The organism is Aquirufa sp. ROCK2-A2 (genome assembly GCF_054558485.1).
The window spans coordinates 20,267-44,412 of record NZ_JBPXKA010000008.1 but is presented as its reverse complement, the minus strand read 5'-3'; the positions used below and the strand labels follow the sequence as shown (position 1 = coordinate 44,412).

The 24,146-nt window shown below is 35.6% G+C and carries 21 protein-coding genes and 1 tRNA gene; 15 read left to right on the top strand and 7 right to left on the bottom strand.

All coding sequences use genetic code 11. The annotated features are described in order from the left end of the window. Positions 1 to 1,326 carry a 4Fe-4S dicluster domain-containing protein gene (locus V7S76_RS10455; protein ID WP_459510049.1) on the bottom strand — a complete coding sequence of 442 codons (1,326 nt, stop codon included), beginning with the start codon at positions 1,324 to 1,326 and terminating at the stop codon, positions 1 to 3. 309 nt (positions 1,327 to 1,635) lie between these two features. Between V7S76_RS10455 and V7S76_RS10450 the strand changes: the two genes are divergently transcribed. The 13 genes from V7S76_RS10450 (at position 1,636) to V7S76_RS10390 (ending at position 11,269) form a co-directional block, all read left to right on the top strand. Continuing rightward, positions 1,636 to 2,496, top strand: a complete 861-nt coding sequence (locus V7S76_RS10450; protein WP_459510048.1) for a TraB/GumN family protein — start codon at positions 1,636 to 1,638, stop codon at positions 2,494 to 2,496. A 26-nt stretch (positions 2,497 to 2,522) separates the two neighbouring features. Next, on the top strand, positions 2,523 to 2,663 hold the full coding sequence (locus tag V7S76_RS10445; protein WP_459510047.1) for a hypothetical protein: 141 nt from the start codon (positions 2,523 to 2,525) through the stop codon (positions 2,661 to 2,663). A gap of 53 nt (positions 2,664 to 2,716) precedes the next feature. Then, positions 2,717 to 3,412 (top strand): hypothetical protein, encoded by a 696-nt coding sequence (locus V7S76_RS10440; RefSeq protein ID WP_459510046.1) that lies wholly within the window; start codon positions 2,717 to 2,719, stop codon positions 3,410 to 3,412. A gap of 213 nt (positions 3,413 to 3,625) precedes the next feature. Continuing rightward, the gene (locus tag V7S76_RS10435; RefSeq protein WP_459510045.1) at positions 3,626 to 4,102 is read left to right on the top strand and encodes a hypothetical protein; all 477 of its coding nucleotides are present in this window, start codon (positions 3,626 to 3,628) and stop codon (positions 4,100 to 4,102) included. A gap of 315 nt (positions 4,103 to 4,417) precedes the next feature. After that, positions 4,418 to 4,636, top strand: coding sequence for a helix-turn-helix transcriptional regulator (locus V7S76_RS10430; RefSeq protein ID WP_459510044.1), 219 nt, complete (start codon positions 4,418 to 4,420; stop codon positions 4,634 to 4,636). Further along, on the top strand, positions 4,633 to 4,956 hold the full coding sequence (locus V7S76_RS10425) for a HipA N-terminal domain-containing protein (RefSeq protein ID WP_459510043.1): 324 nt from the start codon (positions 4,633 to 4,635) through the stop codon (positions 4,954 to 4,956). The genes V7S76_RS10430 and V7S76_RS10425 overlap by 4 nt, the downstream gene beginning before the upstream one ends. 1 nt (position 4,957) lies before the next feature. Beyond that, positions 4,958 to 5,941, top strand: a complete 984-nt coding sequence (locus tag V7S76_RS10420; RefSeq protein WP_459510042.1) for a HipA domain-containing protein — start codon at positions 4,958 to 4,960, stop codon at positions 5,939 to 5,941. A gap of 440 nt (positions 5,942 to 6,381) precedes the next feature. Further along, the gene (locus V7S76_RS10415) at positions 6,382 to 6,591 is read left to right on the top strand and encodes a response regulator transcription factor (RefSeq protein ID WP_459510041.1); all 210 of its coding nucleotides are present in this window, start codon (positions 6,382 to 6,384) and stop codon (positions 6,589 to 6,591) included. Between the two features lie 147 nt (positions 6,592 to 6,738). Further along, positions 6,739 to 6,957, top strand: coding sequence for a hypothetical protein (locus V7S76_RS10410; RefSeq protein WP_459510040.1), 219 nt, complete (start codon positions 6,739 to 6,741; stop codon positions 6,955 to 6,957). Positions 6,958 to 6,987: 30 nt separating this feature from the next. Then, positions 6,988 to 7,143: a hypothetical protein gene (locus V7S76_RS10405; RefSeq protein WP_459510039.1), complete on the top strand. Its 156-nt coding sequence runs from the start codon at positions 6,988 to 6,990 to the stop codon at positions 7,141 to 7,143. 60 nt (positions 7,144 to 7,203) lie between these two features. After that, a complete protein-coding gene (locus V7S76_RS10400) occupies positions 7,204 to 7,869 on the top strand; it encodes a hypothetical protein (RefSeq protein WP_459510038.1) in 666 nt (221 codons plus the stop codon). A gap of 108 nt (positions 7,870 to 7,977) precedes the next feature. Next, the gene (locus V7S76_RS10395) at positions 7,978 to 9,120 is read left to right on the top strand and encodes an HlyD family secretion protein (RefSeq protein ID WP_459510037.1); all 1,143 of its coding nucleotides are present in this window, start codon (positions 7,978 to 7,980) and stop codon (positions 9,118 to 9,120) included. A 1-nt stretch (position 9,121) separates the two neighbouring features. Continuing rightward, positions 9,122 to 11,269 (top strand): peptidase domain-containing ABC transporter, encoded by a 2,148-nt coding sequence (locus V7S76_RS10390; protein ID WP_459510036.1) that lies wholly within the window; start codon positions 9,122 to 9,124, stop codon positions 11,267 to 11,269. 470 nt (positions 11,270 to 11,739) lie between these two features. Here V7S76_RS10390 and V7S76_RS10385 read toward each other — a convergent pair whose 3' ends face one another. The 3 genes from V7S76_RS10385 to era all read right to left on the bottom strand — a co-directional run bounded on the left by V7S76_RS10385 (position 11,740) and on the right by era (position 15,471). After that, complete coding sequence (locus V7S76_RS10385; RefSeq protein ID WP_459510035.1) at positions 11,740 to 13,104, bottom strand: TrpB-like pyridoxal phosphate-dependent enzyme; 1,365 nt, start codon at positions 13,102 to 13,104, stop codon at positions 11,740 to 11,742. Positions 13,105 to 13,232: 128 nt separating this feature from the next. Then, entirely contained in the window at positions 13,233 to 14,558 is a 1,326-nt protein-coding gene (gene der, locus V7S76_RS10380; RefSeq protein ID WP_459510034.1) for a ribosome biogenesis GTPase Der, read from the bottom strand. 10 nt (positions 14,559 to 14,568) lie between these two features. Next, positions 14,569 to 15,471: a GTPase Era gene (era, locus tag V7S76_RS10375; RefSeq protein WP_459510033.1), complete on the bottom strand. Its 903-nt coding sequence runs from the start codon at positions 15,469 to 15,471 to the stop codon at positions 14,569 to 14,571. Between the two features lie 99 nt (positions 15,472 to 15,570). Here era and V7S76_RS10370 point away from each other — a divergent pair. Continuing rightward, a tRNA-Met gene (locus V7S76_RS10370) sits at positions 15,571 to 15,643 on the top strand. A gap of 1,169 nt (positions 15,644 to 16,812) precedes the next feature. Here the strand turns inward: V7S76_RS10370 and V7S76_RS10365 are convergent. Both V7S76_RS10365 and V7S76_RS10360 read right to left on the bottom strand, forming a co-directional pair. Continuing rightward, positions 16,813 to 17,829, bottom strand: coding sequence for a hypothetical protein (locus tag V7S76_RS10365; protein WP_459510032.1), 1,017 nt, complete (start codon positions 17,827 to 17,829; stop codon positions 16,813 to 16,815). Between the two features lie 50 nt (positions 17,830 to 17,879). Further along, positions 17,880 to 21,107 (bottom strand): T9SS type A sorting domain-containing protein, encoded by a 3,228-nt coding sequence (locus V7S76_RS10360; RefSeq protein WP_459510031.1) that lies wholly within the window; start codon positions 21,105 to 21,107, stop codon positions 17,880 to 17,882. 230 nt (positions 21,108 to 21,337) lie between these two features. Between V7S76_RS10360 and V7S76_RS10355 the strand changes: the two genes are divergently transcribed. Continuing rightward, a complete protein-coding gene (locus V7S76_RS10355) occupies positions 21,338 to 23,005 on the top strand; it encodes a glutamine--tRNA ligase/YqeY domain fusion protein (RefSeq protein WP_459510030.1) in 1,668 nt (555 codons plus the stop codon). Positions 23,006 to 23,101: 96 nt separating this feature from the next. Here the strand turns inward: V7S76_RS10355 and ftsY are convergent, their stop codons facing one another. Next, positions 23,102 to 24,076, bottom strand: coding sequence for a signal recognition particle-docking protein FtsY (gene ftsY / locus V7S76_RS10350; protein WP_459510029.1), 975 nt, complete (start codon positions 24,074 to 24,076; stop codon positions 23,102 to 23,104). Positions 24,077 to 24,146: the final 70 nt, after the last annotated feature.

Here is a 24,146-nt window from a genome sequence, read left to right as displayed (position 1 = left end):
TTAATTTTTTGCCCAATTTAAACGATCATTTGCATCGAATTTCCAGGGAGCTTGATTGGTTTCTATATTACTGAACATGGAATTCCAGGCTGCCGGAGCATCCGATAATTCCATGATTTGATACCTTCTTAATTCTAAAATAATATTAAGTGGCGAGAGCTCCATGGGACAAGCTTCTACACAAGCCATGCAAGAAGTACAAGCGCGTAATTCTTCCGGCTGTATATAATCTCCCAAAAGACTTTTGCCATCTTCTATCCATGCCCCTTTATTGGAAGTTAAACTTTTCCCAACTTCCTCCAAGCGATCTCGAGTATCCATCATGATTTTTCTAGGAGATAGCGCTCTGCCTGATTGGTTGGCAGGACATTGTTCCGTACATCGGCCACATTCTGTGCAACTGTATGCATCCAAAGCATGTTTCCAATTTAAATCTTTTACATCTTTTGCTCCAAACTTCATGTTTTCATTGACTTGAACATGTGGGTCAGTGGGCAATCCTAACATACTATTCACCTCATTGGTGATAGCAGGCATGTTGGCCATTTCTGCTGTTGGTTTCAAATTGGAAAAATAAGTAGCAGGGAAAGCTAAAAAAATGTGTAAATGTTTGGAGTGGGTAACATACAAGGCAAAACTCAAAATCCCTGCCATATGAAACCACCAAGCAAATCTTTCCAATACAATCAAAGTTCCAGTCGAAAGGTTTTCAAACAATGGAAGAAAGTTTTGCGAAATAACAAACGCTCCAACCGGCGAATAATGTTCTACTTGTCTACTTTGTAAAACTGCATCACTGGCATTCATGGTCCACAAAGCCATCATTAAGATTACTTCAATCAATAAAATAGTATAGGCATCTTGAATGGGAAAACCTTTAAGTTCTCGATGTTGATTGGCTTGTAAACGAGGTAAAGATAAAATGGCTCTTCGAGCAAAAAAGACGAGGCAAGCGACAAATACACCGAAGGAAAGTAATTCGAAAAAATTCAACATTAGGGGGTAAAATGTTCCCAAAATTGGAGCGAAAATCCGATGTGTTCCCGCTAATCCATCTATGATGATTTCCAAAATTTCAAGATTGATTAAAACAAACCCTATATAGATAAGAAAATGAAAAACGCCAACCAATGGTTTTTGGAACATCTTTTTTTGGCCAAAAGCCAATAAAAAAACACGCTTCCATCGCTCCGATGATTGATCGTTTAATTGCACGCGTTGCGTAAGATGAATACTGGCAGCAATTTGTTTAAATCGCTGAATAATTAGGTAAGACATACCTCCAAGCAATGCAATAAACGCTATTTGGGAAATAAGGGTGATCATATTGACATAGATAAATACATATCAAAATAGTGTGATTAGCATACTATTTTACAAGACTCAAATCTATTGATTTTTTTTGATGTATGGATAAAGTAAACTGATAATTTCTTGGAAATAGTTGGTAATTTTTTTTATTTAGAAAACTGAAATGATAAACCTAACTGCTATTTAATGTTTTCACGGAAAAATTTCCTCCTAAATGCTTGTCAGTTTTTGCTTTTGGCCACTCATTTTGACCGAAACGCTGTACTTTATCACTTCTAATAGAATTTTTTGAATTAATGAAATCACTCTAAAAAACTTAAAAAAATGAAAAAACTACTAAGCATCGCCTTCCTTTTATCTCTATTTTCGGTTCAAGCACAAGAATTACAAAAATCATTATTGTGGAAAATTTCTGGAAAAGGAATTGAAAAACCATCTTACATTTTTGGAACTATCCACATCACATGCGATGCGAAGTTAAGTCCAAAAGTCATGAACGCCCTGAAAAATACGGATCAATTATGCCTAGAAATGGATATGGATAATCCCAAGATGCAATCAGAAATGATGAGCGCTATGATGATGAAGAATGGAATGTCAATGAGCAAACTAGCTAGTAAAGAAGACTTTGAGTTGGTGGATGCTTACCTAAAAGAACAAATGGGTTATTCATTAAACATGTTAAATGGTTTCAAGCCATTTATTGTAAGTGCAATGTTTTATCCAAAACTAATAGATTGTAAAATGCAGTCGTATGAGGGGGAATTGATGAAGAGTAGCCAAGAACAAAAAAAGGAAATTATTGGATTAGAGACTGTTGAGGAGCAAATGGGTCTTTTTGATGTGATTCCTTATCAAGAACAAATGAATGAGCTCATCAAATCAGTAAGAAATAAATTAGTCAATGATAAAAAGGAACTCATCGAAGCTCTTAACGTGTATGAAAAAGAAGATTTAAATGGAATTATGCAAGTTTTTGAGAAATCGGAAAATGCAATGGTGGCAAAATACAATGATCAATTAGTAGACAATCGAAATCATAATTGGATTCCCAAAATAGAAAAGGAAATTGCGCTAAAGCCTACTTTTTTTGGTGTTGGCGCAGGCCATTTAGTAGGTAAAAATGGTGTCATTTTGCTTTTAAGAAAACAGGGCTATACAGTTGAGCCTGTATTTAACAATTAATTTTTAACCATTAACTAATTTTTCAAATGAAAAAGAACACAAAAACCATCATCGGATTTATTTTAGGAGTTGCCATCGGCATCTATTGTTACAAAGTTGTTTTCCCCGACCTTGTAAGCGGTTTTAGGGAAGGTTGGAATTCAGCAAAAAAAGAGCGAAGTAAGTAGTAGATCGTCTAATCTACTTGTATTAACTTTTAACTCAATACCTAACCACCAATATGCTCAAATCATTTTTTCAATTTTTAATTCATCCTGAAATAAAAGAGAATGACGGTGTTTTTACTTGGAAACATTTGAAAGCGATTTTCCTTGTTTACTTTGTCCGCCTTGTAATTACGGCCATACTTTGTGTAATTATCCGTTTAATAAATGGCGATCTGTTAAAAAGTACGTTGGTTTTGCTTAGATCTACTTTTTCAGGAGAAAACTATGTTCATCCTGTGTATATAGTTATTGTAGCACCTATTTTGGAAGAGTTGCAATTTCGGTTACCAATGGATTTGAAAAGGAATTCAATTTGTTTGGGACTCGCTATTTTTTTAGGGAATTTTATTTTGTATTTTTTAAATATCCCACTTTTTTATGACGATTTTCAGGTCTTAACGTTTTTAGAATTCCTTTTTACTTATGGTGTTTTGTTTTTTGTTTTTACTTGGATTCATAAAACTTACTTAGATAATTGGCGAATGGATATCCCCAATTATCTGGTATTTTATTTTTTATCCATTCTGTTCGCCATCATGCATTTATTCAATTATGTCCCTTTAGATACGAACTTATCATTCGAATATTTGAATCTTGTTTGCCTCTATTTTGTTGGCGCCATTGCACTAGGCTATCTAAGGTGTCATTACGGATTTTGGTGTGGAGTTTTGTTACATATATTATTTAATTTTTTATATATTTTTCGTTAAAATCATTACAAGAATGAATCCATTATTTTTTAAAAAATTATACAATAAATTTTCACCCTTTATCATTTCTGTCACATGCAGTGGCCTTTTTGTTAGTTGTGTTCAGTATGAACAACACAATGTACAAATTGGAGGGCACCATCATGTTTAAACTAACTATTTTGAGAAGAAAGTCAAGATAAAGTCGGATACGGTAAAGATGAAAGTGAAGAAATGAAATCGTATAATTCTGTCTTAATTTATATTTTTAGACTATTTGTCCTTGTTTTCATAGGTTGGTTTTTTGATCTTATCAATTACTATATCTATGGAAATATAGCTGGGCAAACTGGTGAATATGAATTAACTAAACTTAGGTTTTATAGTGCAGTTTTTATTGCTCCTTTTGTAGAAACCTACATATTTTGGATGGGTCCTATATTATTGTTCAAAAAATACATAAGCACCTCATATCGTTTTTTAATCTATTTTCTCTTTTCTATCATTTGGGCTTATTGGCATTATTATAATGTTGTTTATACCATTTCATTGTTACTCATGGCATTGTTTTATTGGTATATAAGGGAGAAGGATACATGGAGTAAATGGAAATATTTCTTTTACATATCTTCTTTACATTCCTTATATAATTTAATTGTTTCAATTACGAATTATGGCTTATTGGATAAATTTGATTTATTATTTAAATGATATCTTTTACCAACAACCTGATAATCTACTTTCACCTATTTCTTTTCTCAAATCCCTCTTTTAAATTTACACTCAATACCTAACCAAACAACTATGTACCACATTGGAGACCACATTGAAAATTTACTCATTATTCATTTCAATTTTTGATTTCTATGTAATTGGTTTTCTTTACCCATTTTACACTATAGAAATAGATTTTACCCTTTGTTTTTTTGAATAGCTTAATAAAATAATACTATTGAAGGGGCATTAAATAGCACATATTATTGTTGTATTAAATAAATTCGATAAATTTGTGTAAAATAGAGCATTATGTCGCACTTTTCATTACTTATTACGCAAATAAAAGAAAGAAGAGAAATGCTGAAGATTACCCAAGAAAGTTTGGCTGATCTATCCGGGGTTGGACTTCGAACCATTAAGCTATTGGAAGCTGGTAAAGCCAATCCAACCTACAAAACTTTACAAGAAATTACAGATGTGCTTGGAATGGAACTGGTTTTACAGGTTAAAAAGCTAAATGGTTTATGAGATCGGGACAGGTTTATTATAAAAATGAGTTGGCTGGAGAGCTGAGTCAACAGGATGATGGAAGCTTTATTTTTAGCTATGCTCTACAGTGGTTGAAGGATAGCAATAAGCCTTCCATAAGTTTGACCTTGCCAAAATCAAAAGTGGAATTCCAATCGGCAACATTATTCCCCTTTTTTTTTAATCTGATTCCAGAAGGGGTAAACAAGCGTTTGCTTTGTAGTAAAAAGCGTATCGATCAGGATGATTATTTTGGTATTTTACTGGAGATTGCTGGTGGCGATACCATTGGCGCAGTTAGGGTGATCAAAAAAAGTTGATATGAGTAAATTGGAAATTAACCGGTGTCCTGGAACGCTATCCTTGGGGTTTACAACTTATAGCCGAACCTGCATAAAACGTGTTTTTAATGGCAGTAAGGTAAATCATGTGTTGCCATATAATTCCTTGCTGTCTAATCTGAATAGTGATGGGTCATTTGAAGAGAATGCAAGTCGGATATCTATTTCAGGCGTGCAAGAAAAGTTTTCACTCATTCAATTAAAAAATAAAATACGATTAACGAAAGAAGGCGAAAATGGCACTCATATCTTGAAACCTATTCCAAATGGTTCTAAAAATGCGGATCAAATGCCTGCCAACGAGCATTTGACGATGCAAATAGCCCGTCAAGTTTTTGGAATTGAAACGGCGGAGAATGCCATTATCTTTTTTGGAAATGGGGACCCTGCCTACATCACCAAGCGTTTTGATGTGTTACCCGATGGACGCAAATGGGCCCAAGAAGATTTTGCCTCGCTTGCGGGTAAGAGTCCACAAACTCATGGAACAGATTATAAATACCAAGGTAGCTATTGGGACTTTTTTGAACTGATGCGAAAAAATTTACCAAGTTATAAAGTTGAATCGCTCAAATTATTCAAACTGTTGGTTTTCAATTATTTGTTTTCCAATGGAGATGCTCATTTAAAGAATTTTTCAGTGATTGAAACACCGCTTGGTGATTTCAAATTGAGTCCAGCTTATGACCTATTGAACAGTCGCATCCACATTGATGATAAAGATTTTGCGTTGGATGAGGGTTTAATCCAAGCTGCATTGGGACAGGGAAATGTTGCAACACAATTTCGAATGCTTGCCAACCAAGCAGGAATTCCCGAAAAACAAATAACTTCCATTTTGGCATTGATGGTTTCTAGAACGGATGATGTTAAGAAATTAATTGATGCGTCATTTTTAAAAGAAAGTATCCAAAGAAATTATTTACAATCTTATCAGATGAGATTAAAGAAACTTAATAAATGATGAATTATGAGTTATGAATTATGTGGTATTCTATATAATTCATAACTCATCATTCACACTTTCTATGTTTCTTTCGTCTGATTAATCATTAGTTCATTTATAAGTTTTAAAAAAGAATAAATATCGTTGGTTGAGCGCGGTTGCTGAGCCTCTCGAAGCATCGGAGCCAAAAGTGGTAAGAGTTTTGTAAAATGTAGCTTTCATCGCTAGCACAATTGAAAAAATACATCAGACAAATTTCAACAGATGCTATCGTCATTATTTCTTCCAATGTCATTGAACAATTAATGGCCTTTATGATGAAATGCTATTGATTGAAAATTAACAAGTTGTAAATATATGTCAAATAGAACTAAAAAAAATTCATATAAATAGGCAGTTTTGTCATAATATTTATTTTACTTAGCATATCTTAAATAAATTACCTTACCGCTAAATAAATGAATCCAAGCAACCACCTTACCCGAAAAGAACTAGAGGTGTTAAACCTTGCCCGTTTAGGTTATTCCAATAAAATCATTGCAGCCAAATTAGTCGTGGCCATCACCACAGTAAAAACGCATCGTAAAAATATCATGCAAAAGTTGGGTATCACCGGCAAAGCCGAAATGACACGGTACTTGTTAAATTTACCCCCCCCCTTAACATAAAATATTATAAAAATATCCTACTAAAATCCTACTTAGGTAGGATTTTTACAAGTAAATTTCCTTTTAGTTTTGCCATGTACTTGCAAGCACTGGTGAATACCGAAAAACCATTAATAGAGTAGGTGATTAATTTCTATTTTTAATAAAATGAAAAATTTTGAAAATCTAGGTTTTAACGAACTTGGCATAACAGAACAAATAAATGAATCAGGAGGCTATTTCTTAAGGCCAGCAGGTGGATATGGTAATTCAACAGTGCTTTCCATTGCTGCGGCTTCTGCAGATTATGTTTTAGATTTCTTTCAAGGTATACACGAAGGACTAACAAATGGACTTAATGATTACAAAAAAGCTAAAAAGTGGTAAAAAAAGTTGAACATATAAAAATTAATTATCATGGATTTTAAAATAATGTCTGATTGTGAAATGATTGAAATTGTTGGTGGTCATAAAGGTACGACCTACAACGTTGGGTATGCAATAGGTCAAACTCTGGCTTTGGGTGCTGCGTGTATGGATATTCTCTCTACAGCCCTTGGTTTTAAGCATTAACTTTTATTTTCCCAATGGGGTGATTGAGATTCCTCATTGGGAAATTTTATATATATCGATATGTTTTTTTTAAAACCTGGGGTTTCCAAAGATGATGGTGTTTTCACTTGGAAACATTTGAAAATGATTTTCACTATTTTATTTTTCTATTATTTAATTCAAGGTACTTTTTTTCTACTTCTTAAGTTAATCGATGGAAATCTTTTTGATCGAACTTTTGATTTACTTAAATCGACTTTTACAGGTGAAAATTATGTTCATCCGATGTATTTGGTAATCATTGCTCCAATTTTGGAAGAAATCCAATTTCGTTTGCCGATGGATTTGAAGAAGAGTTCAATTTGTATGGGTCTCGCTATTTTTTTAGGAAATTTGCTTATGTGGTCATTACATATTCCACTTTTTTATGACGAATTTCAAGTCTTAGCTCTTCTAGAATTCGTTTTTGTTTACAGTGTATTGTTTTATGTTTTTTCTTGGATTCATATAACTTTTTTATATAATTGGCGAATTAGTGTTTCCAATTATGTTATATTTTACTTTTTTTCTATACTTTTCGCCCTTATGCACTTGATTAATTACCTACCTCTTGAATTAAATTTGAGCTTTGAATACATAATTATTGTTTTTAGTCATTTTATAAGTGCTTGTTTATTTGGTTACTTAAGGTGTCAATATGGCTTTTGGAGTGGGGTTATCATGCATGGATTCGTGAATTATTTTTGAAGCTATTCTATCTGTATAATTTTACCAACAACCTGATAATCTACTTTCGCCTATTTTTTTTCTCAAATCCCTCTTTTAAATTTACACTCAATACCTAATCAAAATACTATGTACCACATTGGAGACGACATTGAAAACTCGGTTGAGAATCTCATTGCCAAAAATCGGGAAAATACACTTTCCATTTATTTAGTTTTTATCTTGGCTATTGCTGGCCTTCTTTTTTCACTGCCTTATATCTGGGTAGATATCAGTTCCCAAAGTCGGGGGATCATTCGCTCTGCTGATGAAAATGTACCCCTTATTTCATTGGTTAATGGGAAAATCACCTACCTCAATATCCACAATAACCAAACGGTTAAAAAGGGAGACACGCTTTTAATGATTAATCCAGAAGTGATTCAGTCGCAAGAAGGACTTAATCAAGATTTCAAAACCCAAACCATTCAATCCATTCAAGATTTAGATCAAATCAATCAGTCGCCTCAACCTGTGTTTACCCAACAAAACATCAAAGAGGATTATCAAAAATTTATCCAGCAAAAAACGGAATTGGAAAGTAAACTTTCTTTGGCGGACATCAACTTTCAAAGAAACAAGAAACTCTATGATGATCACGTGATTTCCACCTCGGATTATGAGCGTTTTGTCTATGATCTGACCTTTGCCAAAGATGCATTAAATAGCTTTTTACAACAGCAAAAATTCGCTTGGGAAAAGCAGAAAAAAGAATTAACAGACGCCTTAAAAAATTATCAAAACACCTTAGAAAAATTGCGCCTAGAAAAAAAGAATTACGTGCTGACCGCTCCAATTAGTGGTACAATTGTCAATTTTAAAGGATTCCAGGCCAATTCGTTTATAGGTGGAGCTTCTACTATTGCAGACATTTCACCCAATCATGGCTTATTGGTGGAATGCCAAGTCCAACCCAAAGATATTGGACTCATTCGGCATGGCCAGCGAGTCCGTTTTGAATTAGATGCCTTTAATTATAACCAATGGGGCTTCATTGATGGAGAAGTGATGGAGATGGATCAAAATGTGAGTATCCAAGATAAAGAAGTGTTTTTTAAAGTCCGGTGTCTGTTGAACGAAACGCATTTAAAGTTGAAAAATGGCTATAAAGCCAAAGTGGGAAAAGGCATGACGCTCACCGGTCGTTTTATTCTCAACCGCAGAAACTTGTATCAATTGTTGTTCGATAAAATTGACAATTGGTTAAATCCAAACCAACAAGCATCCAATTAATATGGCTTCTGTGAAAATTAAACAGCACGATATCAAGGATTGTGGTGCTGCTTGCTTGGCTTCCATCGGAAATCATTACCAAGTTAATTTGCCCATTGCTAAAATTCGTTTATTGGCTCAAACCGATTTACGAGGGACCAATGTATTGGGAATTGTTCAGGCGGCAGAGAAAATGGGTTTCTCCGCCAAAGGAGTAAAAGGGACGTTGGAGTCTATTCCCAAAATTCCTCTTCCCGCCATTGCTCATGTGGTATTAAAAAATCAACTACATCATTTTGTGGTGATCTATAAAGTCTCGAAAAAATACATAGAGGTAATGGATCCCGCTTTTGGGAAAATGGAAAAACACAGCTGGGATGATTTTAAGGAAATTTGGACAGGCGTATTGATATTGTTTGCGCCTAGCGAAGACTTTCAAAAATACAATGCAACGGTTTCGCCCTTTAAGCGCTTTTGGGATTTGGTTCAACCACACAAAAGTATATTGTTGCAATCCATTTTTGGTGCGATGCTCTTTACGGTGTTGGGACTTGCCATGTCCATTTATATTCAAAAAATCACCGATTACGTATTGGTGGATGGCAATAAAAACTTGTTGAATTTAATGAGTATTGGGATGTTGATAGTGGTTGGCTTACAAGCTTTTATTGGAAGCAAGAAAAGTATTTTAATGATGAAAACGGGGCAACTAATGGATGCTCAATTGATTTTGGGTTACTACAAACATCTACTTCATTTACCCCAACGGTTTTTTGACACCATGCGCATTGGTGAAATTACCTCAAGAATCAATGATGCCATTAAAATCCGAAATTTCATCAATGAAGTAGCCATAGAAATGGTTGTGAATGTCTTTGTTGTGATTTTTTCCTTCGCATTGATGTTTACCTATTATTGGAAACTTGCCTTGGTCATGCTGATTTTGATACCCTTTTACACAACGATTTATGTCATCATGAATCACCTTAATAAGAAAGTGGAAAGAACCATCATGGAAAATGCTGCCGACTTAGAAACGCAGTTGGTGGAGTCCGTTAATCATATTCGGACCATCAAGGAGTTTGGAGTGGAGGATTTTTCCAATTTAAAGACAGAAAATAGATTTGTTAAACTCTTATTTTCTGCCATGCAATCGGGATATAATGCTGTTTTTGCGGGAACATCCACTTCCTTTATTTCATCCCTTTTTACCATTATATTGATGTGGCTAGGAGCAGGTTTTGTCTTAGAAAGACAAATTACCCCTGGTGAATTATTTTCATTTTATGCTCTGATTGGCTATTTTACTTCGCCTGTTGCTTCTTTAATTGGAGCCAATAAATCCATTCAAAATGCATTGATTGCAGCAGATCGATTATTTGAAATCATGGATTTGGAGAGGGAGTCTACCGAAGATAAGTTTACACTTCATAAATATGATTTGGGAGATATCAAATTGGATCGTGTATCATTTTCTTATGGTAATCGAGTACAGGTTTTCAAGAATTTTAGTGCCTGCTTCAAAAAGAACGAAATGACGGCAATTGTAGGGGAAAGTGGAAGTGGGAAAACATCCTTATTTGCCATTCTACAAAATTTATACCCTCTTAACGATGGAAAAATCCATTTTGGCGAATATTCCTTGGATAGCATTCATTACCAAAGCTTACGAAATTTGATTGGAGTTGTACCTCAACAAGTAAGTCTGTTTTCGGGAAATGTGATCGAAAACATAGCATTGGGAGATTCCTTTCCTGATATTAAAAGGGTGTTAGGATTATGTCAAGAGCTGGGCATTTCTGAATTTATTGAAAAATTACCTGCCAATTATCAAACCCCTTTAGGTGAAAATGGAGCTATGTTATCGGGAGGCCAAAAACAACGCATTGCGATCGCTAGAGCATTGTACAAAAATCCAGAGGTATTGTTATTGGATGAAGCAACATCATCATTGGATTCGAATGCAGAGGCTATGATACATGAGGTGATCCATAATTTCAAAACTCAAAATAAAACAGTGATTACTATTGCACATCGATTGTCTACCATTGTCTTAGCTGACCATATTTTGGTGATGAAAGAAGGCCAAGTGATGGAAGCTGGGAATCATCAAGAATTGATCAACAGGAGGGGATTGTATTTTGAGATGTGGAATAAGCAAGTGGCTTAAATTATGGGCTAGATGCAAATCAAATTTAGGTATTAGTGATTAGTTATTAGTGTTTAGTTAGTAATGCGAATCAAGGGTTGAAACTTCTAATTAAAATGTCTTTGTAATGCAGCTCTTCGATTCGTAACAGCCTTTACAAACGTGGCTTCGATATTTCGACAGGCTCAGTAAAACCGAGCTCAGCCAAGGCTATTTATTCTTTTTTAGAACTAATAAATGAATTTGCGGTTAATTCGACGACAGAAAATTAACAAATGATGAATGATGAAATTAAAAAATAACTCATCATTCATCATTCAAAATTTTGCCACTGAATTTAAAGTACTTATTTTAATCCTTGATTAGCATTAGTAATTATTAGTCTTTAGTTTTTTACCTCGTACATCTTACACCATTCACTAATAACTGATATCTAATAATGCTATAAGAAAATACATTTGGCTTCGAGAACCCCAGTTATCAAATATAATTTAGATAGCAGGAGTATTTAATTCCGCCAAAGAGGAATCAATTTGATCTTGAGTTACTTCAAAATCCACCAATTTGCCATTTAAATATTGTTCGTAAGAACCAAGGTCGAAATTACCATGGCCACACAAGTTGAATAAAATTGTTTTGGAAACTCCTTCTGCCTCTGCTTGTTTCACTTGACGAATAACCTCCGCAATTCCATGTGTAGCTTCTGGAGCAGGGATGATACCTTCTGTTCTAGAGAATAATATTCCTGCCTCAAAACACTCATTTTGGTTGATGGCATCGGCCTCAATCAAGCCATCTTTTAATAATTGACTTACAATAGCACCGGCACCATGGTAACGTAATCCACCCGCGTGAATAGGAGAGGGAACAAAATTATGACCCAATGTATACATCGGAATCAAGGGAGTCATGCCGACCGTATCTCCAAAATCATAGCGAAATACTCCACGAGTCAGCTTTGGACAAGAGGTAGGTTCAACCGCAATGGCACGTGTTTTAGGGCCACCGTTTAGGTTATTTTGTAAGAAAGGAAAAGCAATTCCAGCGAAATTCGAGCCACCGCCAAATGGTGCAACGATGATGTCAGGATAATCGCCTGCTTTTTCCAATTGTTTCATTGATTCCAATCCGATGATGGTTTGGTGCATCAATACATGGTTTAATACGGAACCTAAGGCATATTTTGTATCTTCATTCATGGCAGCAATTTCCACTGCTTCTGAAATAGCAATACCAAGACTGCCAGGAGAATTCGGATCTTGAGCTAATATTTTTCTGCCAGCCTCCGTTAAATTGGTGGGAGATGCATGTACTTTTGAACCCCAAGTATTCATCATAATTTTTCGGTATGGCTTTCCTTCGTAGCTTACTTTCACCATAAAAACCTCGCATTCGATATCGAATAATTTACAGGCAAAACTCAACGCCGAACCCCATTGGCCAGCACCTGTTTCGGTTGAAATTTTCTTTACCCCCTCTTTGGCATTATAGTAAGCTTGAGGAATGGCAGTATTAGGTTTATGTGATCCAGCAGGACTTACTCCTTCATATTTATAATAAATTTTGCAATTGGTTTTTAAGGCTTTTTCTAATTCCAATGCACGAAACATCGGAGTAGGTCTCCAAATGGAATATAAATTTCGTACTTCATCTGGTATTTCTACCCATCTTTCTTGACTTACTTCTTGTTTGATTAATTCCATCGGAAACAATGGAGCCAAAGCTTCTGGACCTATGGGTTGTTGGGTTCCGGGATGTAAAGGTGGAAGCGGTTTGTTGGGCATATCTGCCACGATGTTATACCAATGAGTAGGTATTTCAGATTCATTTAACAGGATTTTTCTCGACTGTGCCATAGGTAGAAATAGATTAAATTAAGTTGTTTAGCAAATAGTTCTAAAAATTATTCGTAAAATACTAAAATGACCTAAAAAAACAAAAAAGACCTTCTTTGGAAGGTCTTTTGAGATAGCATTTTTTTAATCTATTTTTTTCTAAAAAATAATGAAATCGGTGTACCGTCCAATTTGAAAGCTTTTCGCATTTGATTTTCTAAATAACGTTCATAGCTTTCTTTGATATACTGAGGTAAATTACAGAAAAAGATAAATGTTGGATAAGGTGTTGAAACCTGCGTGCAATATTTGATTTTAATGTATTTTCCTTTCCAAGCTGGAGGCGGGTAACTTTGAATGACATCCAGCATGACATCGTTTAATTTCGAAGTTGTAATTTTCTGAGATCTATTTTGATATACCTCTAACATTAATTCAATGACCTGAAAAATACGTTTTTTCTCCATTACTGAAGTAAAAATGACAGGCATATAATTCAAAGGAGCCATACGATCTTTGATTGCCTTTTCAAGACGAATTGCAGTATTGGTGTCTTTAGCTACTAAATCCCATTTATTAATCATTAAAACAATGCCCTTCTTAGCTTTATCAGCCATGCTGACAATATTCATGTCTTGTGCTTCCAAGCCTGTATTGAAGTCAATGGTTGTCGCGTCTATTAAAATAATAGCTACATCACATTCTTCTAAGGCTTTTATGGATCGTAGAACAGAGTAATATTCGATATTATCATCAATTTTTGCTTTCCGACGAATACCTGCTGTATCAGTTATGATGAAATCTTTTCCATACAAGGTATAATGGTTTTGGATGGCATCTCTGGTAGTACCTGCAATATCTGTAACAATCGAACGATCATTACCCAATAGAGCATTCAAAAATGACGATTTACCTACATTGGGACGTCCTAAGATGGCTACTCTAGGTACGCCAGCTTCTGGGTTTTCGATCCCTTCTTCTTTAAAGTGAGATACCATGACATCCAACATATCCCCCGTACCACTACCGCTTTCTGCCGCTATGGGGAAAGGATCACCTAAGCCTAATTCATAAAATTCGGCAGCAGCAAAGGCTTTTTCATGTGTATCTGCTTTATTTGCAACCAAAAGCACGGGTTTTTTAGAACGACGCAATACTTTCGCAAAGTCCTTATCTAAATCTGTAAGGCCAGTAGAACAATCTACCACAAAAAGTAAAACGGCTGCTTCTTCCATAGCCATTTCCACTTGTTCACGAATGGCACCTTCAAATATATCATCTGAACCGTGCACATAACCACCTGTATCAATTACAGTAAAAAATTTACCTGTCCACTGACCGTAACCATAATGGCGATCTCTCGTAACGCCAGACATGTTGTCCATGATGGCTTTCTTTTGCTCAATTAAACGGTTAAACAAGGTAGATTTACCTACATTGGGACGACCGACAATAGCAATGATATTTGTTGACATTTCTTAAAAATTAATCGAGTGAATACCCGAATGAACGCAATTTGTCTGACTTTGCACGCCAATCTGGCTCCACTTTGACAAACTGCTCTAAAAATATTTTTTTACAAAAGAATTTTTCCAAATCTTCTCTTGCTTGAATACCCACCTTTTTCAGGTTTTCTCCTTTATGGCCAATGATAATGGCTCTTTGAGAAACACGCTCCACATAAATTTCTGATGCGATGCGAATGATATCTGGGCTTTCTTTAAAAGATGTTACTACAACCTCACAAGAGTAGGGGATCTCTTTTTTGTAGTTCAGAAAAATCTTTTCTCGAATAATTTCCGCTGCAAAGAATCGTTCAGATTTATCGGTTAATTCATCCTTATCAAAAAATGGAGGATGAACCGGTAAGTAATCGATCAAATAATGAAAAATTTGATCCAAATGAACTTGTTCTAATGCTGAAATTGGCAGGACTGGCTTGTTTGGAAATATTAATTCCCAATATTCAACGCATTCCTTTAGCTTTTCAGCAGAAACTAAATCGATTTTGTTTAATAAGACAATGATTGGAGTTTGAGTATGGTCTTTCCAACTTGTCAAAAAATCCAAATCTTCATAGGTGTCAAATACGTCTGTCACATATAAAACGACATCCGCGTCTTCCAATGAATTTTTCACAAAAGCCATCATCGACTTATGTAATTCATATTTAGGAAGAAGAACGCCAGGCGTATCCGAATATACAATTTGATAAGGTGTTCCTTCGTGTTCTCCATTCAACATGCCCATAATTCGATGGCGTGTTGTTTGAGCCTTTGAGCTTACAATGGATAGGCGCTCGCCAACCAATGCATTCATCAAAGTACTTTTACCTACGTTGGGCTTGCCAATTATGCTAATAAATCCGGCTTTATGTTCTTGGTTCATGTCTTCCTAATTCTTCAACAACTATTAGTTTTTGGAATTATTTACAAAGATACTTGTTTTTCCCGAAACATTCCTGCATATTTGCACTCCGATTTATATCGCGGGGTGGAGCAGTTGGTAGCTCGTTGGGCTCATAACCCAAAGGTCGTCAGTTCGAGTCTGGCCCCCGCTACTAGAAAGACCTTTTTACGAAGGTCTTTTTTTGTTTAAAGGTTTTCTAGCACCTTCGGCTCATATCTGTCAGCTGACGGACGTCTTTCGAGTCTGGCCCCCGCTAAAGAAAGACCTTTTTACGAAGGTCTTTTTTTGAGGTAACAGAAACTCTTAAAGCACTTTATTTTGTTTCTCTCACTATCAAAATTAACCTATCATTTGCGGTTAATCCGACGAAAGATTTGAGCGAAGCGGTAGGCGGAGCTTTGACAATGCGCATGAGGCAATGTGCGTCAGGGTCAAAGAAAATAGCCGAAAGCGTAGTGAAAATCGGTCAGTCGCTAGACTGATTCGTCTTGGATTAACTGGCAGAATTTAAATTTTTTTGTTTCTTTTTTTCTAAAAAAAAGAAATGCCATAGAAAAAAAAGAACCAACAAATTGCATTGTTGTCGAGAGAAAAAAAATTATAAAATATTATTAATACCTTCAACGTTTGAATTTGTTCTTTTTTTTTTAAGGTATTTATAATTTTGGGGATGCATGTTTGGCTCATATCCGTCAGCTGACGGACGTCTTTCGAGTCTGGCCCCCGCTAAAGAAAGACCATTTTACGAAGGTCTTTTTTTGAGGTAAAAGAACTCTTCAAGTACTTTATTTTGTTTCTCTCACTATCAAAATTAACCTATCATTTGCGGTTAATCCGACGAAAGATTTGAGCGAAGCGGTAGGCGGAGCTTTGACAATGCGCATGAGGCAATGTGCGTCAGGGTCAAAGAAAATAGCCGAAAGCGTAGTGAAAATCGCGCCGCTTGCGGATTCGTCTTGGATTAACTGGCAGAATTTAATTTTTTTTGTTTCTTTTTTTTCTAGAAAAAGAAATGCCATAGAAAAAAAAGAACCAACAAATTGCATTGTTGTCGAGAGAAAAAAAATTATAAAATTTTATTAATACCTTCAACGTTTGAATTTGTTCTTTTTTTTTAAGGTATTTATAATTTTGGGGATGCACTTTGGGCTCATATCCGTCAGCTGACGGACGTCTTTCGAGTCTGGTCCCCGCTAAAGAAAGACCTTTTTTTATGAATGGTTTAGTTAATTCTTTGACTCTTTGTGTTAAAAGGTTTTCAATAAATATGCATCAATGTTTTCTTTTGATTTTATAGGTTAACACTTAAATTTTACAGCTTTAGGGTAATTTTAGCCGCCCAATCTCTCCTTTAGATCCTACGCCAATTAAATATCCATTGATTTCAATAATATTATGATAACCATTTTCCCCTAAACTTTTCCAAGTATTAGTTTTCGGATTATAAATGGCAGTTTCACTAGGTCCTGTCATAATCCAAAAGGGTTTAGACCAAATTACTTTTTCGATATAAAAATTGGGTTGTGATTTGATTCTATTCCAAGATTTTCCTCCATCATTTGTTTCAAGTAGAGGAATTTTATTCTCGGTCATTTTTAAATAATTTCCTCCTGCAACAACTAGTTCTTTGCGGTTTTTTTCTCCCATGCTAAAGAACCCACTCGAAGAGTCTGCTTCAACTTCTTGTGATTTTATTTTCCAATTTTGCAAATCACCTTTTTGACTTTGAATTATTCGGGCATATTGGGAACCTCCAGTAATCAAGGTAGCGATTTCATTATTGTAATGTAAACTACTTCCACTAGCCGCAAAGGCAGCTTCTCTGGGTAATAAGGACGGAAATTCATTTAATGAAATTGGTTGGAAATTTTCACCCTTCAGGTCGAAAGAATAAAATTGAAATTGTCCACCAACGGGATCTGAAACCAATAGACCTTTTTTACTTTTTTGATCAAATTGAATAGCATCAAAAAAGTAGCCGTTGCCATTTTGTTCAAATACAATTTCCCAATCTTTGCCACCATTACCACTTCTGAATATTTTTGCTTGTCCTGTTTCAGATGATCCAGCACTCATTGCTAATATGATGGTTGAATCTATTAAACAAATATCCCTGAAATCTAATTTTTCTGCCTTGTTAATTTTTTTAATCTCCCAGGTTTTACCTTGGTCTTTGGAGTGAATGATGGTACCTCCTGTACCAGATGCCCATAGATGGTTGTTGTATTTTTTCAATCCTCTAAAAGATACTTTTTCTTGAATATCAATTTTTTTCCATTGTGCATTTAGGCAGATAGGAATTACAATAAGTATTAATGTGATTATCTTTTTCATCATAAAAAAAGCCACTCTATTTGTAGAGTGGCTTTCAATTAAATTCTTACTTATTATTTATTAACTAAAATCTTACCTTGATATGATCTATCTCCAGTGCTAGATTTAATATTTAAAATATAAATACCTGAACCTAATGAACTTAAGTCAATTGGTAAGCTTTTTCCATTGGCTGTTTCAGAGTTCATTGTACCTGTATAAACCGCTCTTCCTACTAAATCATATACGGTAACACTTGCATTTTTCCATTCATCCAATAAGTCAATGTTAACTGTTCCGCTTGTTGGGTTTGGATAAACTGCAACTCCAGTAAAATCAGGATCACTTACAAAGGTATATTTAACGGTATTAGAGAAACATACAATGGGTGTGTTATCTACTGTAAAGGAATATTTTCTGCGTACTGAATAATCTCCATTACCATTGTTAGTAGCAGAAACCTTAATGTTGTTAGCAACACTAGTTTGTAGGGATGAACCTGCTTTCCATTGGAAATCACCTGGTGTTCCGTTTGTCCAGTCGCTTAATCCTTCTGATAGTAAACCGTAAGCACCTAATTTGCTAATTTTAGCACCTGCAAAATTTGGATTTGGAACAAAGCTTACTTTGATGCCCTCTGATTTTGGTGAATAACATCCGTTCTTATCCGTTTGGATAGAATAATAAGTTCCATTACTTGATATAGCAGCTAAATTAGCTGTTTTTGATAAAACAGACGATGATTCATTTTTGAACCATTCGTAAGCATATTTATCAGATGCGTTACTCACTGAGAATGCTACGGTAATTTGTTTATCGGTTTCATCTAATGCACAGTTCACTTTGTTTCCAGTGATGGCAATACTAGGTGCAACAGGACTAGTCCATTTCGAAATGGTGTATGCATCAGAACTTACAGACTCACATCCATTTCCGTCCGTAACAACCACTGAATACGTTCCTTCTGTTGTTACTGGGATAACTTTGGTTTTTACGACATTGTTCCATGTGTAAACAGCATCTCCTACCAAACTTGTGTTGGATGATTCTAATGTCAAATCAGACACAGGGAATTTGTAATCACAATAAGCATCCGCACCAGTTTTTCTGGTCACTACTGGTTTTTCTGGTCTTGTATATTTTGCAATCTCATAGGTAGCTGGTAGAGATACACACGAATTCTCATCTGTAACTGTTACACTGTATGTGCCTTCCGTTGTAACGGTTGAAGTTGCATCAGTCGATCCATTGCTCCAAGCGTAAATTGGAGAACCCACTAAACTTGTGTTACTAGATTGTAATGTCACGCTTGCAAATGGGATGGTATAATCACAATATGCATTCTTACCATTTACATTGGTGATGGTTGGTTTTTCTGGTCTAGTATATTTAACGATTTGATAAGATGCTTCAGGAGATACACAACCATTTTCATCTGTTAGTTTAACCGTGTAAGTCCCTTCTGTAGTAATGTTAGCTAAATTATCAGTAGATCCTGTGCTCCATAAGTATTTCGCTGTTCCAAATGTAGTATTACTAGACTCTAATGCGATGGCTTGGAATGGAATGTTATAATCACAATAAGCATCTTTGCCGTTTGTATTGGTAATGGTAGGTTTGCTTGGGCTGATGAATTTCGTTAACACAAACTTATCTGACGGTAATGAAACACATCCGTTACCATCTGTTAATATAACGGAATATTCTCCTTCTGTCATTGTTACATTGGATCCTTGTAATTGTTGGGTGTTACCTCCAATGCTATTGTTTCCAAATTTCCAAGCATAAACGGCATCCCCAGCTAAACTTGTATTGCTAGCCTCTAATGTTAAATCAACAGCTGGCAAGTTGTAATCGCAATAGCCATTAGAACCTGAAACTTTGCTAATAACGGGTTGTGCAGGTCTGCTGAAAGGGCTGATGGTGAATTCATCAGATACTGGCGCCACACAATTTGTGCCCAAGCTACTTTGCTTTAAGGAAACATAAGTTGCTTTGATAGTTCTGACATCATCTGCAATATTCAGAGTTGAACTAGTCTCACTATTTTGAACTCCATTTATATACCAAGTATAAGTATTTGGTTGAGTTAAGTCAGACACATTGGCAATCGCAACCGAACTATTTCCACCTGGACAAATATCTTTGTTTCCAGCAATACTTGGCTTTTCAATTTTGATGGCAGGTTTTAGTTCTCTATTGGTTGAAATATTGCTTGAAAAATCATAATTTCTTTCACATGCTGGAATTCCATTAGATAATTTTAACGAATATCTGCCAGGTGTATTTACTTGGATGTTTTTATTTCCTTTGCCCAAGTTATAGGCTGGTCCATTACCCGTATCAATACCCCAATACCAATCATAACCTCTTAAATCATAATTGCCATTCAATAATCCATGGGTTAAAGTAATAGACTCGTCTTCGCACAATTCCGCTGCAGATAAATTAGGTCTGTCTTTGAAATAAGCATAAGTAGTTAAATTGTTTGGCGCTGGGGCTGGAATAACGAAATTATCTGGGATTTTAGCATTTACCCCTGGTGTTAAACCTACAACTGTTGAATGCGATACCTCATCATAATATTGAATTTTACATTTAGCCAAATAAGTGGCCCCGGGTATAACATTACCCCCTGAAACATTTTTGATTGAATTATTGTTAATTGATTCCCAATAGCTATCTGCTCCAACACTTGAAGTGTTTGATGTCGAGTTTGGATGTACCCAAAATATTTCATTCGTAGGGCATCCCATGGTCGATAAGCGAACAATTAAATCTTGACCTGCATTGCAATTAGTATATTCTCCTATTGCAAAATTCGGATTGCCGACAGGATATTTATAAGTAGGGTTTGTTCTTTGGATGTAAATCTTTATTTTACCAGCAAGATGAGTAGATAATGGGGTTCCAAGATTCAATGAATCATTGCATTTGTAGGAGTATTCTACCCATTTTCTAGCATTACCACCTTCTCCTCCTATAGGTTGTGTATAATAGCTATTTCCAAGTGAATCAGCTAATAGATCTCTTGTAGGACCTGAACCTAAAAGCACATCACCTGTGATTGAACCATCCAATTTTTCTTGATTCCAATACCACATTGGACTGCTGCCAGCTGGACAACCTGAGATGGCAAATAATTGACCTTTGTCTTCAGGCCCAATAACAGTTGAATTGGCAGAGCCATTTATCAAAAGCTGCACAGGTCCGGGAATGTTTGTATTATCATTAGCCACCGCTAAAAAGCTAGCAGAAAGAATACCTTGAATGAAAAGTATTTTTAGTAATTTGTTCATCATTGTGTGACTTATTTGAGTAGATGATTGTACAATAATTGTTAATCAATAATTTGAGTACTAAATTAGAAAGATATTATGAAAGAAACAATATGTTTTTTTGGATTGTCGACTAATCAACGAATAATTATCAATTTTGTTATTATTCGGCATAAAATGTTTTAATAGTTTAATTATTCAGTATTTTTACATTTATATTCATCAAATTCAAAGTAAAATTAGTTTCATCTTTCATGGAAGAATTAAAACCTAAGTCGCTTAACTTTTTAGAAGAAATTATTCAAGAGGATTTGGCCGAAGGCAAGTTCAAAGAAGGAATACTTACCCGTTTTCCACCGGAACCCAATGGTTACCTTCATATTGGTCATGCCAAAAGTATCTGCCTAAATTTTGGTTTAGCACAAAAGTTTGGTGGGGCTACTAATTTACGTTTTGATGATACAAATCCCATTACGGAGGAAACAGAATATGTGGAATCTATTCGAAAAGATGTTTCTTGGTTAGGATTTCAATGGGCAGAGGAACTTTATACTTCTGACTATTTTGAACAATTGTATCAATTTGCCTTGGTTTTAATTGAAAAAGGATTGGCCTATGTGGATGATTCAAGTTCGGAAGAAATTGCCGCACAAAAAGGTTCTCCCACAGTGCCGGGAGAAAATAGTCCTTTTCGCAATCGGACCATAGCGGAGAATATGCAGCTTTTTACTCAAATGAGAGCTGGTGAATTTCCAGATGGAGCTAAAGTCTTACGTGCCAAAATAGATATGGCGCATCCCAATATGCATCTTCGGGATCCTTTGTTGTACCGTATTCGTCATGTGGAGCATCATCGAACTGGAAATGCATGGTGCATTTATCCTATGTATGATTTTGCGCATGGTCAAAGTGATTCCATTGAAAAAATCACCCATTCCATTTGTACCTTGGAATTTGATGTGCACCGCCCATTATATGATTGGTTTTTAGAAAAATTAGATATTTTCCCTTCTCATCAATATGAATTCGCCCGTTTGAATTTGTCTCATACGGTTATGAGTAAACGAAAATTGTTGCAATTAGTAAATGAAAAAGTGGTAAATGGTTGGGACGATCCTCGTATGCCAACTATCTCTGCTTTGAGAAGAAGAGGTTTTACTCCGGTTTCTATTCGTAATTTTTGCGAACGCATTGGTGTTGCAAAAAGAGACAATATGATTGATCTGAGTTTATTGGAATTTTGTATTCGTGAGGATTTGAATAAGTCGGCACATAGATACATGGCCGTTTTGGATCCAATCAAATTGGTGATTACCAATTACCCTGAAGGTAAAACTGAAGACCTTTTGGTGGAAAATAATCCAGAGGATCCCGAATCAGGAAAACGTATCGTTCCATTTTCCAAGGAATTGTATATCGAAGCGGAGGATTTTATGATTGATCCGCCTAAGAAATTTTTCCGGCTTGGACCAGGATTAATGGCTCGTTTGAAGGGCGCCTACATTGTTCAGGTAGAAGATTATATTTTGAACGAAGATGGTTCGGTGAAAGAAGTACATGCCAAATATTTCCCAGAAAGTAAATCCGGACAAGATACTTCCGGAATTAATGTCAAAGGAACGATTCACTGGGTGTCGATTCCTGATGCCCTGGAAGCAGAAGCTCGATTATTTGATCGTTTGTTGATCGTTGAGGATGCATCAGAATTAGGGGATGATTTTATGAAATTCATCAATCCTGAATCGCTTCAAATTTTAGAGAAAATTTACATTGAACCGGCTCTGAAAAATGTCGAAATTGGACAAGCCTTGCAATTTATTCGCAAAGGATATTATTGCTTGGATACAGACTCAAGCCCAGAAAAATTAGTGTTTAATCGTACAGTGACTTTAAAAGACACCTGGGCGAAGAATAATCATTGATGTAGAGAAGGAAGAAAAGAGGAAAGAGAAAAGAGGAGAGAGAAAAGAGAAGAGAGAAAACCTATTACCTATTACCTTTTATCTATTACCTCATAGCTATTTCTTAAACAAGGATTCCACAAAGGTTTTCTTGTTGAATACCTGTAAATCCGCGATTTTTTCTCCAACGCCAATGTATTTAACAGGGATTTTGAATTGTTCTGAAATTCCAATAACCACACCTCCTTTGGCAGTTCCATCTAGTTTGGTAATGGCCAAAGAACTTACTTCAGTGGCTTTGGTAAATTCTTGTGCTTGAATAAAGGCATTTTGGCCGGTTGATCCATCCAAAACCAATAGAACTTCGTGTGGTGCTTCTGGTATGAATTTCTGAATTACTCGTTTGATTTTGGTTAATTCAGTCATTAAATTAACCTTTGTATGAAGACGGCCCGCTGTATCAATGATAACAATATCAGCCTCCATTTCAACGGCTTTTTTTACCGTATCAAAGGCTACCGCCGCTGGATCTGTATTCATTCCATGGTCTATTACTGGAATTCCTACCCGTTCACCCCAAAGTTTCAATTGATCTACGGCCGCTGCACGAAAGGTGTCAGCTGCGCCTAAAACCACTTTTAATCCATTTTGGTGAAACTGAGAAGCCAATTTGCCGATAGTTGTTGTTTTGCCTACGCCATTTACTCCAACTACCATGATCACATAGGGTTTTTGCTTCGGTTCAGCAAAAGCATTATCCAAATCTGTCGAATGATTTTCCTCTAGAAGGGCGGCAATTTCCTCCCTCAAAACCACATCTAGCTCCTCCGTAGAAACGAATTTATCCCGCTCAACACGTCTTTCAATACGCTCAATAATTTTTAAAGTGGTTGGTACGCCTACATCTGAACTGAGTAGAATTTCTTCCAAATTGTCCAATATTTCATCATCTACCTTAGATTTTCCTAAGACAGCCCGACCCATTTTACTTAAAAAACCGTCCTTGGTTTTTTCCAATCCTTTCTCCAATGCTTCTAGCTCGGCTTGCTCTTGGGGCTCAGGTTTCTTTTTGAAAAAGTCGAATAATCCCATAATGAAGGATGAATATATTTGTAGAAAATGATTTAATAAAAAAAGTCCCTTCAAGAAGGGACTTCAATAT

Excerpts from the sequence above, each read along its gene's own strand:
- V7S76_RS10455 (WP_459510049.1), bottom strand. The coding sequence starts at position 1,326 with ATGATCACCCTTATTTCCCAAATAGCGTTTATTGCATTGCTTGGAGGT.
- V7S76_RS10450 (WP_459510048.1), top strand. The coding sequence starts at position 1,636 with ATGAAAAAACTACTAAGCATCGCCTTCCTTTTATCTCTATTTTCGGTT.
- V7S76_RS10445 (WP_459510047.1), top strand. The coding sequence starts at position 2,523 with ATGAAAAAGAACACAAAAACCATCATCGGATTTATTTTAGGAGTTGCC.
- V7S76_RS10440 (WP_459510046.1), top strand. The coding sequence starts at position 2,717 with ATGCTCAAATCATTTTTTCAATTTTTAATTCATCCTGAAATAAAAGAG.
- V7S76_RS10435 (WP_459510045.1), top strand. The coding sequence starts at position 3,626 with ATGAAATCGTATAATTCTGTCTTAATTTATATTTTTAGACTATTTGTC.
- V7S76_RS10430 (WP_459510044.1), top strand. The coding sequence starts at position 4,418 with ATGTCGCACTTTTCATTACTTATTACGCAAATAAAAGAAAGAAGAGAA.
- V7S76_RS10425 (WP_459510043.1), top strand. The coding sequence starts at position 4,633 with ATGAGATCGGGACAGGTTTATTATAAAAATGAGTTGGCTGGAGAGCTG.
- V7S76_RS10420 (WP_459510042.1), top strand. The coding sequence starts at position 4,958 with ATGAGTAAATTGGAAATTAACCGGTGTCCTGGAACGCTATCCTTGGGG.
- V7S76_RS10415 (WP_459510041.1), top strand. The coding sequence starts at position 6,382 with ATGAATCCAAGCAACCACCTTACCCGAAAAGAACTAGAGGTGTTAAAC.
- V7S76_RS10410 (WP_459510040.1), top strand. The coding sequence starts at position 6,739 with ATGAAAAATTTTGAAAATCTAGGTTTTAACGAACTTGGCATAACAGAA.
- V7S76_RS10405 (WP_459510039.1), top strand. The coding sequence starts at position 6,988 with ATGGATTTTAAAATAATGTCTGATTGTGAAATGATTGAAATTGTTGGT.
- V7S76_RS10400 (WP_459510038.1), top strand. The coding sequence starts at position 7,204 with ATGTTTTTTTTAAAACCTGGGGTTTCCAAAGATGATGGTGTTTTCACT.
- V7S76_RS10395 (WP_459510037.1), top strand. The coding sequence starts at position 7,978 with ATGTACCACATTGGAGACGACATTGAAAACTCGGTTGAGAATCTCATT.
- V7S76_RS10390 (WP_459510036.1), top strand. The coding sequence starts at position 9,122 with ATGGCTTCTGTGAAAATTAAACAGCACGATATCAAGGATTGTGGTGCT.
- V7S76_RS10385 (WP_459510035.1), bottom strand. The coding sequence starts at position 13,104 with ATGGCACAGTCGAGAAAAATCCTGTTAAATGAATCTGAAATACCTACT.
- der (WP_459510034.1), bottom strand. The coding sequence starts at position 14,558 with ATGTCAACAAATATCATTGCTATTGTCGGTCGTCCCAATGTAGGTAAA.
- era (WP_459510033.1), bottom strand. The coding sequence starts at position 15,471 with ATGAACCAAGAACATAAAGCCGGATTTATTAGCATAATTGGCAAGCCC.
- V7S76_RS10365 (WP_459510032.1), bottom strand. The coding sequence starts at position 17,829 with ATGATGAAAAAGATAATCACATTAATACTTATTGTAATTCCTATCTGC.
- V7S76_RS10360 (WP_459510031.1), bottom strand. The coding sequence starts at position 21,107 with ATGATGAACAAATTACTAAAAATACTTTTCATTCAAGGTATTCTTTCT.
- V7S76_RS10355 (WP_459510030.1), top strand. The coding sequence starts at position 21,338 with ATGGAAGAATTAAAACCTAAGTCGCTTAACTTTTTAGAAGAAATTATT.
- ftsY (WP_459510029.1), bottom strand. The coding sequence starts at position 24,076 with ATGGGATTATTCGACTTTTTCAAAAAGAAACCTGAGCCCCAAGAGCAA.